This window comes from Bradyrhizobium barranii subsp. apii, from assembly GCF_011516635.5.
Classification (GTDB): domain Bacteria; phylum Pseudomonadota; class Alphaproteobacteria; order Rhizobiales; family Xanthobacteraceae; genus Bradyrhizobium; species Bradyrhizobium barranii.
Window position 1 is genome coordinate 2,730,022 of record NZ_CP096255.1, and the last position, 15,018, is coordinate 2,745,039.

Here is a 15,018-nt window from a genome sequence, read left to right on the forward strand (position 1 = left end):
CGCGATATGCTAATTCATACTGTAGTCGTCGATGGGCCTTTAGCGCTGCGAATGCGGCGCCTCGATGCGGCTCGAGAAGGGGCCACTGGTCGGCAGGTCATGACGCTGCCGCTTCTCGCCGCGCGCCTTGCCGGCGGCTTTGTGTCACCAGCCTCGCAAGAGGTCTTGTATCTGGCAATAAGGCAGGCGCTCGAGGCGGGCGGATACGAGGACATTGGCAAGGTTTCCGAACTGCCGGGGATGCCCGCGGCTGCGCCGCTCCGAGACTGGTGGAACATGGATGCGCCGGCTTCTTTTCCCGATAATGCCCGGCTAAGGGACTTTGTGTTGCTCGAACGCCGCGTCCGAGACGAACTGCCGTCTGGAATGCTTACGCCTCCCGATTTGGTCAAAGCTGCTCTGGCGCGAATTCGTTTCGCTCCAAAAGTACTCGGCGCCGTCACTATTCAAGACGTCCCCAACATCCAGGCCGTTTGGCATCCACTCGTCCAGGCGCTCTGCGATGTCGTGCCAGTACGATGGATTGCATCGAAGCACAGTCGTCGCGACTGGTTCTCTGGGGACGCCCAAACGCGCCCATCGGGCACAGCATTGCTTGGCTCCGCAGATCTCTGTGCCGATCCGCGTAACGAAGTGCGGGAATCACTGCGCTGGGCGCGCGCGCTTGTGGCGGACGGAAAAGCCGCTCCCCACGAGGTCGCCATTTCGGCCGCCTCGCCTTCGGCTTGGGACGATGCGTTTCTGGTTCTATCGCGCGAAGCAGGGATGCCCGTGCATTTCACGCACGGCATTCCGGCGCTAGCGACCCGTGAAGGGCAGGCCTGCGCTGCACTCGCGGACATCCTGCTACGCGGGCTGTCTCAGGAACGTGTTAGGCTCCTATTTGCCAGGCTGCCGCGCAGCCCAGCCAAAGAAAATCTGCCCAGCGACTGGGCCAAAGGCTTGCGGCGAAGCGCGGCGCTGACCAGTCCGACGCTTTGGCGGCATGCTTTGGAGCAGACTCGAGACGAGCGGGCGAATGGTGACCTTGCGGAACGGGCATTGTTGCCGATTCTCGAAGACTTGGCCGGCGGGATTGCGTCGGCAGAAGGAGTAGGGCGGCGTCTTTTGATGGGGCCGGCGCTGAGCCTGTGGCGGGATGCTTTGCGCATGGCCCCCCCACAGGCAATTGAGCTCTCCTTGCAGGCTCTGCGCGTTGCCGACGGACGCGACCCGGGAAATTCTATCGCGTGGGGATCTGCCCGTCATGTGGCGGCGGCGCCGCGCGCATATGTTCGCCTCATCGGGCTCGATGCGAACGCATGGCCGAGACGGTCGAGCGAGAGCCCATTGCTGCCGCAGCACCTGATAGGGCAATTGCAACTTCCGTCCGCTGAAGCAGCCGAAAGTGACCAGACGATGCATGACATCATCGTCGGCCAATCGGCCAACTACACGCTGTCACGCGCCTACAGGAGTGCGACTGGATCGCTGCAAGCAGCCAGCACGTTGTGGCCGAAAAAAGAAGAGCGCGTGGTCGGGCGGAGCGCGATACCCTCTCACGCCTTCAGCGAAAGCGATCGTCTCTACGCCCGGCCCGTCGACGCGGGCAAAGACCCCCAAGTGCGGGCAAGTCGTGCCTGTTGGCGCGCGTGGTGGGATGGTGAGCAACACACCGCTCATGACGGGAAGGTTCGTGCCGACCACCCGCTGGTTGTCGATGCCCTTGTGGAAGTTCAATCCACGACCTCTCTCCATCGTCTTCTATGCGATCCGTTGGGATTCGTCTGGGAATATGCCCTTCACTGGCGCGAGCCGAATCTAGACTCTCAACCCCTCGCGCTCGATCACCGAGCGTTCGGCGAACTCGTTCACGCTCTCATCGGGGGCGTGTTGCGCAATGGCGCACCCAAAAATATCGATGAGATTAGCCTTGCACTCGATCGAGAGGTAGCCCGCCTCAACGAAAGTTGGCCGATCACCAGAGCCGTTCCACCCGGCCTTCTCTGGCGTCATACACTGGAGATGGCACGCGAACGAGCACTGCGAGGTCTCGGAGATGCACTAGGCGAACCGCGCGGTAGGAGCTGGACAGAGCTTTCCTTTGGCGAGCCTAGTGACGGACCTCATCCGTGGACCACGCTCTCGCCGGTCCCCATCGGAAAGACCGGAGTTGTCTTCCGTGGACGGATTGATCGCCTTGACGAAGACGCGGCACGCGGCGCGGCAGTCGTCACGGATTACAAAGTCGGCATGGCGCCCGAGCGGAAGAAGCCAGTCGTGTTTGATCGCGGCGCCGAACTCCAGCGGGTCTTCTACGGCCTCGCCGTACGATTCCTCCTTTCTGATGTTCGGAGCGTCAGCTCACAGCTAACGTATCTAAAGCACGACCCCGCGCGGACGTTAAGCCTTGCCAATGAGGAGCTTGAGAAGGCCATTGATCTTGCGGCCGCATTCACGGCGGCCGGCGTTCACCTGCAACGAAATGGGCAGATTGCGCCGGGGCCAGCGCCTGTATTCTTCGATCCGCTTGCTGTCGCCCTACCTGCGGACCTCGATTCTTACCGTCGCGTAAAGCGTCGTTTATTTGCTCAGGCGAACAGTGCACTAGACAAACTTTGGAGTAGCCCGTGAGCGTGCCTGACCTGGATGCCCGCCGACGCGCGCTCACTGATTGTGAGACTAACATGCTGGTCGAAGCTGCGGCTGGCACTGGCAAAACGTCGTTGATGGCCGCGCGCGTCGCGATGATGATAGCAAGTGGGATCGATCCTTCCAGGATCGCAGCGATTACCTTTACCGAACCTGCAGCGAGCGAGCTCGAGGCGCGGATACGCTGGACCGTTGAGGAGCTTCGCCACGGACGGCTGCCGCCGGCACTCGCTGGGATTCTCTCGCTGCCATTAGGTCCAGCAGAGCGCACGCATCTGGACGAGGCGGCGCCACGCGTCGGAGAAATCACTGCCACTACGATCCACGGCTTTTGCCAAGGCATTATTCGTGCGCACCGGATCGACGCTGGCCTTGATCCTGGTTCACGCGTCGTTGACGAAACCGTTGCCGATGCCCTTTTTGATGAAGTGCTTGCGAACTGGCTGAAGGAGGTGCTGACCGGGAACGACGAACAGGACGGTCCGATTTCTGTTCTTGCAAAGGACGACCCTCTGGGGGTGGTCAAGCGTGTGCGCGAGATTGCCATCCTCCGGCGAGACTATCGCAGCGCGACCGTGCCCGCGCCGGATTTCTCGACTCGTCCGGACCGGACCTTCGCAGACGCCGTCACTGCGTTTTCCCGCTGGCATGCCGCCGGACCAGGAGAGACGTGGACTGCGGGCCTCATCGCTGATCTTGAGCGTCTGTCTGCGTTCTTCGCGGGCGATCACGCGAGTGCTGGCTTTTCCGCGTTGTGGCGGCTGACCCAGCCGCCCCGTATCAGCATGATGCGGCAGAGAAGTATCGACTTGCTGCCCTATGACAGGATGCGCGCTTGGAAGCAGAGTCTTGGCGAGGCGGATGGACGGCGTCGCGCAGATGAAGCGGTCGAACACTTCGAGACGGTTCGCGAAGCCTATCGAGCGATGATTGGCTGCATTGCCCAAAGCCTAGCGCATAAACTCGCTGCGCACCTGAACGGGGTAATCGAGGCTTACGATCTGCGTAAACGCCAGGCGGCCGTCCTCGACTTCGATGACTTGCTTCGGCAAGCGCGAGCGCTTGTTTGCGAGAATCCCGACATTCGCGCCTGGCTTGGTAGCCGGTATCCCTACCTTCTCGTCGATGAATTCCAGGATACGGACCCCGTGCAGGCGGAGATCGTATTCTGCATAGCCGCGCAATCGCAGCCCTCGACTTGGAGCAGTGCAGTCTTGCGCCCCGGGGCGCTGTTCCTGGTGGGAGATCCCAAACAGGCGATCTATCGCTTTCGCGGCGCTGACGTAGAGTCTTACGCGCTCGCGAAGTCTACGATTGCGGAATCCCAAAACGGCTGCCTGCTTGCTATTATCGCGAACTTTAGATCCCGACCCGAGGTCATCGCGCACGTCAACCACGTGTTTCAGGACGTCCTTGCAAAGGCGGGACAACCGGGCTTCGTACCGCTCGCTCCGACGCTTACGCTGCCGCCGCTGCCGTTCAGTGCAGCAGCGAAGCTCACAATCGACGTTCCGCGTGACGCGAGCGCCGAGGACCAGCGCGAAGCGGAAGCGGCAGCCGTTGCCAAGCTGTGCGCGCGCCTGATTGGCGCCTTGAAAATCCACGGTCCTGACGGAACGGAACGATACTTGCGCGCAGGCGATATAGCGCTGCTTGCTCCGACGCACACCGATCTTTGGCGTTACGAACGCGCCCTAGAGGCGCAACGCATCGCGGTCGCCTCCCAGGCAGGCCACGCGCTGTTTCGGCGCCAAGAGCTTCAGGACATCCTCGTCCTGGTCCGTGCGCTGGCCGACCCGCTCGATACTCTGGCTTTTGGCGCGCTCATGCGAGGTCCCGTCGTCGGACTCACCGACGAAGACCTTCTTGATATTACGGCGGCACTCTCGCCCGACCAAGATGGGCGCCGGCGCTTCCAGTTGCGGACCTCAGCGGACGAGGTAATCAACCCCCTCGCAAAGGATGTTCTGTTAAAGCTCCAGGCGCTGCATCGACTTGCCGCCGAACTCACGCCGATGCAGCTCGTCGCCTTCGCAATCGAGCGCCTGAACCTGAGAGTGATCATGGCAGCTCGGCACAGCCAGCGCAACGCGCGCGCGCGCGCCAACCTTGACGCCATCGTCGAACTCGCCAGACCCTACAATGTTGCCGGGCTGCGTGCGTTCGCGCTCGATCTCCAGCGCGGATGGCAGAGCAAGCGCCGGCATCCGGAAGGGAGGGGCGACGCGTCCGAAGACTCGGTGGAGATCGTCACCATGCATAGCGCCAAGGGTCTCGAATGGCCTGTGGTCATCACCGTGAATTCGTCGACCCAGTTCAAACCTCAAGATCAGTTCGTCTACAGGCAGTCAGACAATACGATTCACTGGATCGTTGGAGGTATCGAGCCGCCGGCACTTGTCGCTGCCCGTGAGGAGGAGGAGTTTCGCGAGGCGCGGCAGCGCGAGCGGCTTTGGTACGTCGCAACGACGCGTGCCCGAGACCTCTTGGTGATTCCTGATCTGCCTGGCGCTCCCTCACGGTCCTGGTCACGGGTGATGGATCTGGGGCAAAAGCGACTTTCCGAGATCCGAGCTGACGTGCTGCCCGAGCCAATCGTAACCGCTCCGCAGCCCTTCGCAAACGATCAGACGGTGGCGGTCTTTGCTGCCGAAGGCGAGCGACTGGCCGCCGCTTCGCCGCCGATCGCATGGGACCGTCCGAGCGACCGCGATGCTGATCGGAGCGCCGACCTTGTTGATGCGTTCGTAGTTGATGCGGGGGCCGTTGTGACGGCACGGATTGTAGGAGCGGGCGCCCTCCGGGGCACGATCCTGCACAAGCTCATGGAAGAGCTTCTCACCGGCGAACTTGAGCACTTTCGTGAAGAGGCCATCCATCGCGCGACCGAATTGCTTGCTCAACTGCAATCCGATGACCCGACGGATGCTGCAAAGCCCGACGCGGTCGAGATGGCCGAAACGGCGCTGCGCACATTAGCCCTGCCGGAGCTCGCGCCCTTCCTAGCGAAACTGGTGCCAGAAGTTCCGCTCTGGGCGGCAAATCCGCCGTGTTTTCTTGCGGGGCGTGCGGATGCTGCCGCAATTGAGGGAGAGCGCATCGCACTCGTTGTCGACTGGAAGTCTGACGTGAATCCTGCGGCGACGACACACAGTGCGCATGTGGCGCAACTGCGCGACTATCTGCGCGTCACGGGTGCCGAGCGGGGCGCTATCGTCTATATGTCGGCCGCGCAAGTGTCTTGGGTCGAACGGCCGTAACCCGCCTTACCAGGGTGAGTTGAGGATTGGCGTTGGCGAGCATACCGAGACCCGGCACGATCCACGGCCCATCGCGACGTAGAGATTGCGTGCGTTGAGAGCGCCGGCATTGAGAACGACCGAGATGTCTGCTTCAAGACCTTTCAGTATCAGGGTGCTTCCGACGGAACGCTTGGCGAGCGGCCGGCCGATGAGCCGCGAATATTCTCGGATCGTCACCGTCGCCTCTCGAAACGATGGTCCCTCCGGTGAGGCTGCAAGTGGCAGAGCGCGCTGTGCTGCTGCCAGAACTGCAGGACGGTGTCCGTCGAATATGCGTCGACGAATGTTGGCGAACACCGCCGCCCTATCAAAAATCTCAACTGCTGCTCATGCCTCCTTCCATCGCTGCCTAAAGTGCGTCGTCTCCGACACGCTGATTGCCCGTTTGCTTGCGCGGGCTGTCGCGCATGTGAGAAGGCAATCTCCGCGATCGGCGCAGTTGAACGTTATTCGAACGGGGGCGCTCCACGCGAGGCGGACCAGCGCAAGCGGACTCAGAGCTCCGCATCATAGAGCTCATGCGCGAACATGCGGATCTCGTTCGACGCAGCATCGCCCAGCGCTGTGAGATAATGCAGAAATTCATTAGGATTGTTCATCGAGAAAATGTGCGCGCGGTAGTTCAGCTTGGAACGGAGCCGGCCTTGCCGTAACAAGGACGCGCATTGCCGATCGACGAACATGGCGTCGACATAGGGCGCATAGGTCGCGATCGCGGTAAAGTCGTTGAGGATGCCCGCACTCAATTTTGGGCTTTGCCCGGAGGAGACGCGCCAGCCGAGTGCAGCCATGAGATAGGCGAATATTTTGTGCGCCGGTTGCTGCTCGTTGCCTTTCCAATCAAGGAAGGTAGACACGTCCTTGCCGGGCACAGCTCGCTTGGCGAATAGGGCCGCTAGCTCCTTGTACCTGTTTTGCAGGCCGAAGCTCATATCTAGCACGCTGGATGGATCGTCGGATGCAAAAGCCGTATAGCTTCGCTTCACTTCCTCCTGGAGCGCATAGCGCATGGCGGGGCCGTAGCTTGTGAGTTCGTGCTTCAAGATCTGGTCAAAGGTCGCTCGGTTCTTCACCCAGCCTTCCGCCAGCTGTTTCAGGCTGTCCTCAGCCGTTGCCTTGCTCTTCCGCAAGCCCGGCGCGAACATCGAAAAATCGGAGTTCACTCCGATGTGATAGATCGGTAGCCAAACATTGCGATCGCCGGACAACACGTCGTCCACGTTGAAGGAAAGGGAAGGTGGTTCTTCTCCGTGGAGATAGGCCTCGGCAAAGATCCACTCCTGCAGCCGGGCGATGCTGTCGCTGTTCTCGAATCGCGTCACTCCGCTGAACATCTCGTGCGCGAGACGTAGTTCCTCCGGCGAATGGAAAACAATCGTCTCGTCGGAATGAAGGTTCGAGAAGGGAAAGATGACCTGTTGCCTCAAATACGCGCGGTTGGCGAACGCGTAGCAGTCTTGCCAGAATTGTTCACTAGGTGCGCCGGCGCGCCGTGTCCTTGTTTTGATCTTGTAGAGCTCACTGACGGCGAACTGGTCGAGGTAGACAACGCGCTTGTCCAGATCAGGAAGAATCTCTCCGTGCGAGTAGCGGCATTCTGCACAGCGCTTCTCCGCTACGGTGCCGCCGACGGAAAGCGTGCCAAACGCTTCTGCTTTGCATTTCGGGCATTTTCGATATGGCGGCAATTCAAACATGCGACGGTGCCAGGATCAAAAGCATCAATATAGTAGGAAAAGGCGTATGTCCGTCACGCGGCTGCTGCGACACTGCCGGGATTGAAAGCCTGCAGCGTGGGTCCCTCGATCGCAGTGAAATCTCGTGGATCACGCAGGTGAATAGATACGAGTTCGTAGGATTGTCCGCCCACACAGAGCCTCACAAGTTCACTGATGGCGAGCGCTGCGGCCACTGAACCGACAAACGGAGCGCCGATCGAGCGGCCAGCAAGCCTTATCGTCCCGCAGCGATCACCCGACTCCTCCAACATTGCGCGATAGGCAGGGAGGGTGATGTCCGCATCTGATGCTCCAGCCTGAGACCACACCTCTCGGGCGGGTCTGGACGACGGAAATGTATGCAGGTCGATCCCGAGGAAATCCTGCGGCCCTCGCCCCAGACCTGTTTCGATAACCCGGCCGAATCCCACGTCCTCGATCGCTTGCCGTGCAAGTGCCTTGTCCACGCCGATCAATGCTAGGCTGGGGTCCCGAGGCCCGACCACAAAATTGGGCGCAAAGTCTCGCTCGACAATTGAGGTCTCGAAGCCTCGGGCTTCAGCCCATTTTGCCATGGCACGAGTCTTCTTTGTGCGAAGCATGATGCGTGTGGTCAGCATAGACGTGCTCAGATTTGAAGGTGCGACAACATCAGTGTCTTGTAGGACCACGCGCAGGGCCTTGTGACCGTAGGGTAGAAGCCCGAGCGTCCAAAGGTAGGCCTGCCCGAGGTTACCCATACCCACCATCCAAATATCGGATGGAAGTCGATCCAGCGAAGGTCCGCTTGCTCCCGTCAGCCAGTCACGACGCAGGTCCCAAAGATCGAGTCCTACAGCTCGGCGGCAAGCGATCGGCGTACCGCCGCGCGCACGTTGGAACAACTCAGCAACACCCAGTGATCCCGCTAAAACTCCGGCCGGTGTGAACACACCCGTTTCAGCAAGGCGCAGTCCGCTACTTGCCGGCACGACCCCACCGCACCAGTCTGCAAATGTGATGCGCAACGCAAGGGGCTCGAGGTCGGCGCTGCCAATGGTCCCTATCACCAGCGTTGGCAGATCCTTGCGGACATCATTCGCTACGCGCCCGCCCAAGCCCGCAACCGCGCTCTCGATGCTGTCGAAGCCCGGGATCAAAACCAATAGGCCGCCTCGCGCCCCGACGACGCTGACGCCGCCGAGAAATGCACGTGCTCCGGAATTCACGGCAGTTAGCAGGGCGGCTTGCAATACCACGCTGTCCGCGATGTCTGGCCGCACGACGATTTGCATGCGATACCCGGTGAAGATGCGTTCGGCTTCCTCGATGGTGGAAGCCTCGCCGGTGTCGAGTGCGATCTTGACTAGACGGTTGAGCCCATCAGCCATCGCTTCGAGTTCAGTCATGCCGTTCATGTTATTCTCCAATCTTGAGGGTCGAACCGCGGCAGCCGCCGCGAGGCTGCCAACGATGATCACCCAGATATTCGTAAACCCCGACGCTCCATCGTCGGATAGGCGGCTTGGCCATGCGAGGCAGAATGATCGCTATGTGACCGGGGCGCGCAATCATCGGATTTTGGCGATCGGAGCTGCTTTGGTCGGCTCCAAGCGGATGAACGTGCGCGTCGGCTATGACCGTCATTTCCAGCTCTGAGCATCTGTCCCACAGCCTTGAGAAGGCGTCGGCGTGCAAAATGCAGACGCCCGAATCGTATGCGGCGCGATCGAGCTCGTCGTAGTAGAGGAGCTTCAAAGCTCGACGCTCACCTTCTGTACGATGACCAAGGAGAAATGCTCCGGACTCGTGTCGATTCTCCGTTTTGCGATGAAGCTCAAATGTGAGTTCGTTCCACAGGGGGCGTGCGATATGCAGAGTCATGTCAAGCCGCGTGCCCCAAATAGTCGCCGGAATTGAGCAAGTCGTGAACGATGCGCAGGTAGTGCACGATGCCGACCGACGGATCCCAAATCAGGCTGGGATGTTCGCCGTACCAGTTTGCATGGCCCTCGATGGATTGACGGTCGCACGGGAGGTAAAGACACGATCCGTTCTTCCATCCTGGATTGAAGGCCAACGGAATGCGGCTCCTTCCTTTGGGCCATTGATTGTTGGCCAAGGGCGCATCACGAGCGATGTCCCAAGGCCGTGCCGTTGGCGGCGTTCGCGGGTAGCCGCAACATTCAAAGCGAAGGCCGTATTCTACGCCGTCCGCGGCCCGTACGCCGAAGACAGCGTACGGCCAATTTACGGCGACCAGGCGCCATCTTCCTGACGAGGCGCCGAGCAGGAAGCTTCCGCTCGCGAGATGCGCGCGGAAGACATTTTCGTCCGGTGCTGCGACCGCCATGCGTCAGCCCTCCACCCGCTTCCGCGGCACAAGATCGAGCTCAACAGAACACGCCTTGCCACTAGTGAGAGCACCGATATGCACGTCTCGGTCAGGACGCTTTTGGGTGCCGCGGATTTCCAGCACATGTTCCGCAGCGTCGCGCGGGGAAAGGCCGAACTTTCGTCGCGCCGCCCAGTGATGGACCCGCCCGATCGTGGCGCTCGGCGGGAATTTGCGCTTGGCGACTTCCCCGTTGAACCGCACCGATACCTCGACATGACGGCATCGCGTCACGTGGAGCTTGAGCGGGATGAGGATCGCGTCCTCATCGGTGCAGAGGGGGAGCAGCTCCTCCACGATGGTCTCCAGACCGAGCGGCGCGTGCGCGTCCTCGACGAAGACCAGGAGTTCCTCGGGATTGCCGAGAGAAGGCTCAAAGTTCGCAAGAAGCTCGGCGATCGAGTGGATCGGAGCCGCCTGGCCGACCAGGATCTCGGCAATCTCTCCACCCTGGATAAACACGTCGATTGACTTCATTGTATGTCCCTTTGTTTCGCGCCGCCCGGCGATCGGAACAGCTGCTCAAAGGGTAAGTCGCGGCGTATTGGAAAAACCGGAAGTCGGGACGGTCAGTCTGGGACCGCGCTGCAAATGAAATAATGAGGGCAGCGCGGGCAGTCGTCAGACGGCTTAGCGGGGTAGGCTCCTTGGCCCAAGCCCAACATTGCAGCGGACGCTCGCTCCAATCGGTCGGGCATAACGCCATCCAGCTTAACAGGCATTTCATCGTCGGTGGACAGATAGCGAATCCGGAAGCTGCCCTTTCCACCGAGCGTTTGTTCCGAGGCTTCCAGCATCAGAGCATGCAGCAGCCGCTGGTCAGGCGTCGATGGCGCTCGCCCCGTTCGCAACCGTCGGACGATTAGATTGCGGCCGGTCTGTTCGATCTCATCGATTTCCAACCGTACCGAATGCCCACCAATGTTGACGGACACGGTTTCCGCGATGCGCATTCCCGCGCGCGGCCTATGCCGTTCGCGCTCAAGCATCTGCTCGGCCGAGGTCCGATAAACCAGTTCCAGCGGATTTCCCACGGGACCAGTCTCGGCCCAGCGCGCGTCGAACTCTGCCTTGATCTGTGCGGAATCAACCGCGCCGGTTTGCTGCGAGAGCCAGCGCAGCACTCGATAGACAGTGCGGTGAAAATGGACGAAGCCGTTGTCTTGGCGCGACCGGCTCACGATCTGCTTTCGCGAGCGGTAGTTTATGGCGAGCGCCTTTCGCTTGGCGTTCGGGTAATCTTTCTCGAAGTTGGTGGTGTTTGTCGGCGCGGCGCCGCGGAACCGGTAGATCGACTGCCGCGCATCTCCTACGACCCAAAGGGTCTTGCCTTCGCCTGCCAGCTCTTTCAGGAGCAACGCACTGGCGCGGTTTACATCCTGATATTCGTCGACCAGGATGTGCAGATATTGACCCCGGACTTCATCGCGAATCTCCGGATGGTTCCGAAGGATTTCGATCGGGCGGTTGATCAGGTCTGCAAAGTCAACAATACCCTCTGCGCGCAGGCGATCCTCATAGTGACGGTATTCGCCGAGGTGAGGGACACCCTAACGGCCGAGTACGCCCCTCTATTAGGAGACTTCAGTTTCGGCTCGAAGACCGACTTACCCCTCGCTATTTCGGATTCGCTAGCTTATGCAATTTTCAGACTTTCGGCGGGCTATTCAATCCATCCAACCGAGCCGAATGCCGCCGTGGTAGGACCCGCCGACCCTCCATACTACGTATCAAAGATCCCGCTGTCGCGAACGCTGATCGACGGGGGATGTCCCGGGTTCTGTTGAATTTCTGAAGAGGTCGGCGTTGCCCACCTTGAGCCGGTAGGCTCGGGGTGCTGATTCCACAAAGGAGAGCAACGCCATGACGAGAGATATCACACCGGCTGGTTGGCCGGCGACCGGGGCTGTGGAGAAATCATTTGCGGAAGTGCGAGCGAGCTTCGATCGGTTCTGCCTTGCGGCAGGAATCGAGGCGCTCGGCACGATGATGGAGGCGGATGTGACAGCGGCCTGCGGGCCGCGCCACGGTCGTGATGCGGCGCGGCGGGCGCACCGTTGGGGCCGAACGCGGGGGCGGATCGGTTTCCACGGCGGCAAGATCGAGGTCGGTCGCCCGCGGGTCCGGGGCATGGACGGCCGCGAGGTCACGATCCCGAGCTGGGAAACGGCGGCGCAGGAGGACTGGCTCGGTCGCTGGGCGATGAACCTGATGCTGATCAATGTGTCGACGCGCCGGTTCGGCCGCGCCGTCCGGCTGCCCGAGGGTGACGTGCCGGCACCGCCCGGATCGGGGATTTCGAAGTCGGCGGCCTCGCGGAGGTTCGTGGCTCTGTCGGCGGCGCGGCTGGCCGACTTCATGGCTGCCGATCTGTCCGCGCTCGACCTTCTGGTGGTCCAAATCGACGGGCTGCATCTCGACGACGATCTCGTGCTGGTGGCCGCGATCGGGGTTGACGGCGAAGGCAACAAGCATCCGCTGGCGCTGGTGGAAGGGGCGACCGAGAATGCAGCAACGGTTCAGGCCCTGCTGGACAACCTGGTCTCGCGCGGGCTCGACCCGACGGTGCCAAGACTGTTCATCGCCGACGGCGCGAAGGCGTTGTCGAAGGCGATCCGCCGCACCTTCGGTTCGGCCGCTGCGATCCAGCGCTGCCAGATCCACAAGGCGCGCAACATCATGGAACGCCTGCCGAAAGAGCATCATGCGGCCACCCGCCGGGTGCTGCGCCAGGCCTGGGAGCTCGATGACGCCGACAAGGCTGAAAAATTGATCCGCAATCTCGCGCGTCGACTCGACCAGCAATGGCCCGGCGTTGCGGCCAGTATCCTCGAAGGCCTCGACGAAATCCTGACTGTCGTCCGGTTGAAGTTGCCGAAGGAGCTTCGCCGATCGCTCGCCTGTACCAATATCGCCGAGAACATGATGGGCACCATTCGCCGCGTCACGCGCAACGTTAAACGCTGGCGGGATGCCGGTATGGCCTTGCGATGGGTCGCGGCCGGTATGATCGAGGCCAACAAGGGCTTCCGACGATTGAAGGCGCATAAGCAATTGTCGGTTCTGCGTGCGGCCCTTCAAGCTCACCACGATCGCATGACAATCAAGTCCGTTGCCCACGTCACGAGGGCTGCGTAATATTCATTCCGGCAACGTCGACCCGACGTAGTTCAACAGCGATCGGGACATCCCCGATCGACGAGAACACCCTGGCTAGGCTGCGCGATGAGCTTTGCATCCAGCTTCGCTAACCGCTTTGCGGGTCCGAAAATGAGCTAAGTGAAAGTGCCGATGCCACAGTACTAAAGGCTCTCTTGGGCGCGGAGCGGCGACCCGCGCGCAGCAGGCAATCTCATTATTTCTCGACGATCGAGATTTGGAGGATCGTTAGCGCTCAGCTTCAAAACTGGTCCGCCGTAAAAAATCCCCGGTGCTGACATTCCATAATCGGCTTTTCGAGAGGATGAGCCGGCGAGCTAGACTCTGCACGTTAAACACCTCATACGGGCCTAAGAGTCTGTCCGGAAAGATTACCTTGGATTGCATAGCTTTCGCAGCATGAGTCGGATGGAGGCCAGCTTGAGAAAGGCGAGCGCCCTGTGATTGAAGCATTCCCAATCTTTGGACAGTCTTCGGCATCGCCCGAGCCAGGCAAAGGTACGCTCGACGATCCAGCGTTTGGGCAAGACGACGAAACGGTGAGCCTGATCGGAGCGTTTGACGATTTCGAGGTTCACGCGCTTCAGAGCGCTACGCAGCCCCTTCTGGAAATGTGGCCCTTGATATCCGCCGTCGGCGTAGAGCTTCAGAAGAAAGGGATAGAGGCCGAACAACGTTGCCATCAGGAGCACGCCGCCGTCGCGATCCTGGATGTCCGCCGCATGCACGATGGCGTGCATCAAGAGGCCTTGCGTGTCGACGAGAATGTGCCGCTTCTTGCCCTTGATCTTCTTGCCCGCGTCGTAGCCATGGAGATCATGAGGCCCCCTTTTTCAGCGCTTTTCACGCTCTGGCTATCGATGATGGCGGCGGTGGGAGAAGCCTCGCGCTCGGCCCTTTCGCGACATTCGTAAGCGCGAATTTCTCCGCACCTTTTGCTTTTGAGTGCCCTGATGCATGAGGTGTCCACCAAAATAAGTGGACACCTTGTGATGAGCGACGATGATCAGAAACTGCGGGTCAGGCTTGTTGGCCGGAACGGTCGGCGGCGCTACGAGGCAGCATCGAAAGAGCGTCTTGTCACGGCCTGTCTTGAGCCTGGGGTTTCGGTATCGAGGCTTGCACTCGAATATGGGGTCAACGCGAACCTCCTTCGGAAATGGATCAAGAAGCACACCGCGACCAGGTCGCTGCCGCCGTCCTCACGCCCGGCGTTCATCCCGGTTCAGCTTGAGGGGTCCGCCGATCGGGCCTTGTCGCGGCAAGGCAGCGTGGCGGCGGTGGAGTTGCCGTCGACTTGCGATGAAGTGCGAGGGTCGGAACCCAAGGGAGCGCCAGCTTTTTGTTCTCCCGCCAAAGTGAGCGTGTCCTTGCCGAACGGCGTGAAACTCGCACTGGAATGCGGCGATGTGGATGCCTTGACGGCGATCATCGGAGCCCTTGGCCATGTTCAGACTGGGCGGTGACCTGCAGGTCTATCTGCACCGTGAGCCGATCGACTTCCGGGCTGGCATCAACAGCCTTGCGGTTCTGGTCCAGGAGACGATGGCACTCGATCCGTTCGCTCCGGCGGTTTTTGCGTTTTGCAATCGCCGTTGCGACCGGATGAAGCTGCTGTTCTTCGATCGGTCCGGCTTTGTGCTGGTCCTGAAGCGGCTGACCGAGGACAAGTTCCGATGGCCGCGCCGCCAAGAGGCGGTTGTCACGCTGACGACCGAGCAATTGCATTGGATTCTTGACGGCATCGATATCGATGCGATGGTCCGCCATCCGGTGCGGCAATATCAGGTTGCCGGCTGAGCTCTCGAGTTGAGCGGTTGACGCGTCGGTACGG

General features: G+C 60.7%; 12 protein-coding genes and 1 pseudogene. 6 read left to right on the forward strand and 7 right to left on the reverse strand.

Going from position 1 to position 15,018, the window contains the following annotated elements:
* Window positions 1-99: 99 nt before the first annotated feature.
* The gene (locus tag HAP41_RS12995) at window positions 100-2,613 is read left to right on the forward strand and encodes a PD-(D/E)XK nuclease family protein (protein WP_224580868.1); all 2,514 of its coding nucleotides are present in this window, start codon (window positions 100-102) and stop codon (window positions 2,611-2,613) included.
* Window positions 2,614-2,666: 53 nt separating this feature from the next.
* Window positions 2,667-5,891 (forward strand): UvrD-helicase domain-containing protein, encoded by a 3,225-nt coding sequence (locus tag HAP41_RS13000; RefSeq protein WP_166101386.1) that lies wholly within the window; start codon window positions 2,667-2,669, stop codon window positions 5,889-5,891.
* 536 nt (window positions 5,892-6,427) lie between these two features.
* Here HAP41_RS13000 and HAP41_RS13005 read toward each other — a convergent pair.
* From HAP41_RS13005 to HAP41_RS13030, 6 genes are all read right to left on the reverse strand, one after another.
* Window positions 6,428-7,630: a hypothetical protein gene (locus tag HAP41_RS13005; RefSeq protein WP_166101383.1), complete on the reverse strand. Its 1,203-nt coding sequence runs from the start codon at window positions 7,628-7,630 to the stop codon at window positions 6,428-6,430.
* A 53-nt stretch (window positions 7,631-7,683) separates the two neighbouring features.
* Window positions 7,684-9,048, reverse strand: a complete 1,365-nt coding sequence (locus tag HAP41_RS13010; protein ID WP_166101380.1) for a thiamine biosynthesis protein ThiF — start codon at window positions 9,046-9,048, stop codon at window positions 7,684-7,686.
* A gap of 1 nt (window position 9,049) precedes the next feature.
* Window positions 9,050-9,514, reverse strand: a complete 465-nt coding sequence (locus tag HAP41_RS13015) for a hypothetical protein (protein ID WP_166101374.1) — start codon at window positions 9,512-9,514, stop codon at window positions 9,050-9,052.
* Window position 9,515: 1 nt separating this feature from the next.
* Window positions 9,516-9,983, reverse strand: coding sequence for a DUF7665 family protein (locus HAP41_RS13020; protein WP_166101370.1), 468 nt, complete (start codon window positions 9,981-9,983; stop codon window positions 9,516-9,518).
* Between the two features lie 3 nt (window positions 9,984-9,986).
* On the reverse strand, window positions 9,987-10,502 hold the full coding sequence (locus tag HAP41_RS13025) for a hypothetical protein (protein ID WP_166101365.1): 516 nt from the start codon (window positions 10,500-10,502) through the stop codon (window positions 9,987-9,989).
* Between the two features lie 92 nt (window positions 10,503-10,594).
* Window positions 10,595-11,533 (reverse strand): UvrD-helicase domain-containing protein, encoded by a 939-nt coding sequence (locus tag HAP41_RS13030; protein WP_224581036.1) that lies wholly within the window; start codon window positions 11,531-11,533, stop codon window positions 10,595-10,597.
* On the opposite strand from HAP41_RS13030, the gene HAP41_RS13035 reads away from it, so the two are divergent.
* Entirely contained in the window at window positions 11,435-11,812 is a 378-nt protein-coding gene (locus HAP41_RS13035) for a hypothetical protein (protein WP_166101358.1), read from the forward strand. The genes HAP41_RS13030 and HAP41_RS13035 overlap by 99 nt on opposite strands.
* 76 nt (window positions 11,813-11,888) lie before the next feature.
* Window positions 11,889-13,163, forward strand: a complete 1,275-nt coding sequence (locus tag HAP41_RS13040; RefSeq protein WP_166080342.1) for an IS256 family transposase — start codon at window positions 11,889-11,891, stop codon at window positions 13,161-13,163.
* Window positions 13,164-13,555: 392 nt separating this feature from the next.
* Here HAP41_RS13040 and HAP41_RS13045 read toward each other — a convergent pair.
* Window positions 13,556-14,094, reverse strand: a pseudogene (locus tag HAP41_RS13045) (IS5 family transposase); the annotation flags it as partial.
* An 82-nt stretch (window positions 14,095-14,176) separates the two neighbouring features.
* On the opposite strand from HAP41_RS13045, the gene tnpA reads away from it, so the two are divergent.
* Window positions 14,177-14,650, forward strand: coding sequence for an IS66-like element accessory protein TnpA (gene tnpA, locus HAP41_RS13050; protein WP_166096489.1), 474 nt, complete (start codon window positions 14,177-14,179; stop codon window positions 14,648-14,650).
* Window positions 14,631-14,984: an IS66 family insertion sequence element accessory protein TnpB gene (gene tnpB, locus HAP41_RS13055; RefSeq protein ID WP_148750250.1), complete on the forward strand. Its 354-nt coding sequence runs from the start codon at window positions 14,631-14,633 to the stop codon at window positions 14,982-14,984. The genes tnpA and tnpB overlap by 20 nt, the downstream gene beginning before the upstream one ends.
* The last annotated feature ends 34 nt before the right edge of the window (window positions 14,985-15,018 follow it).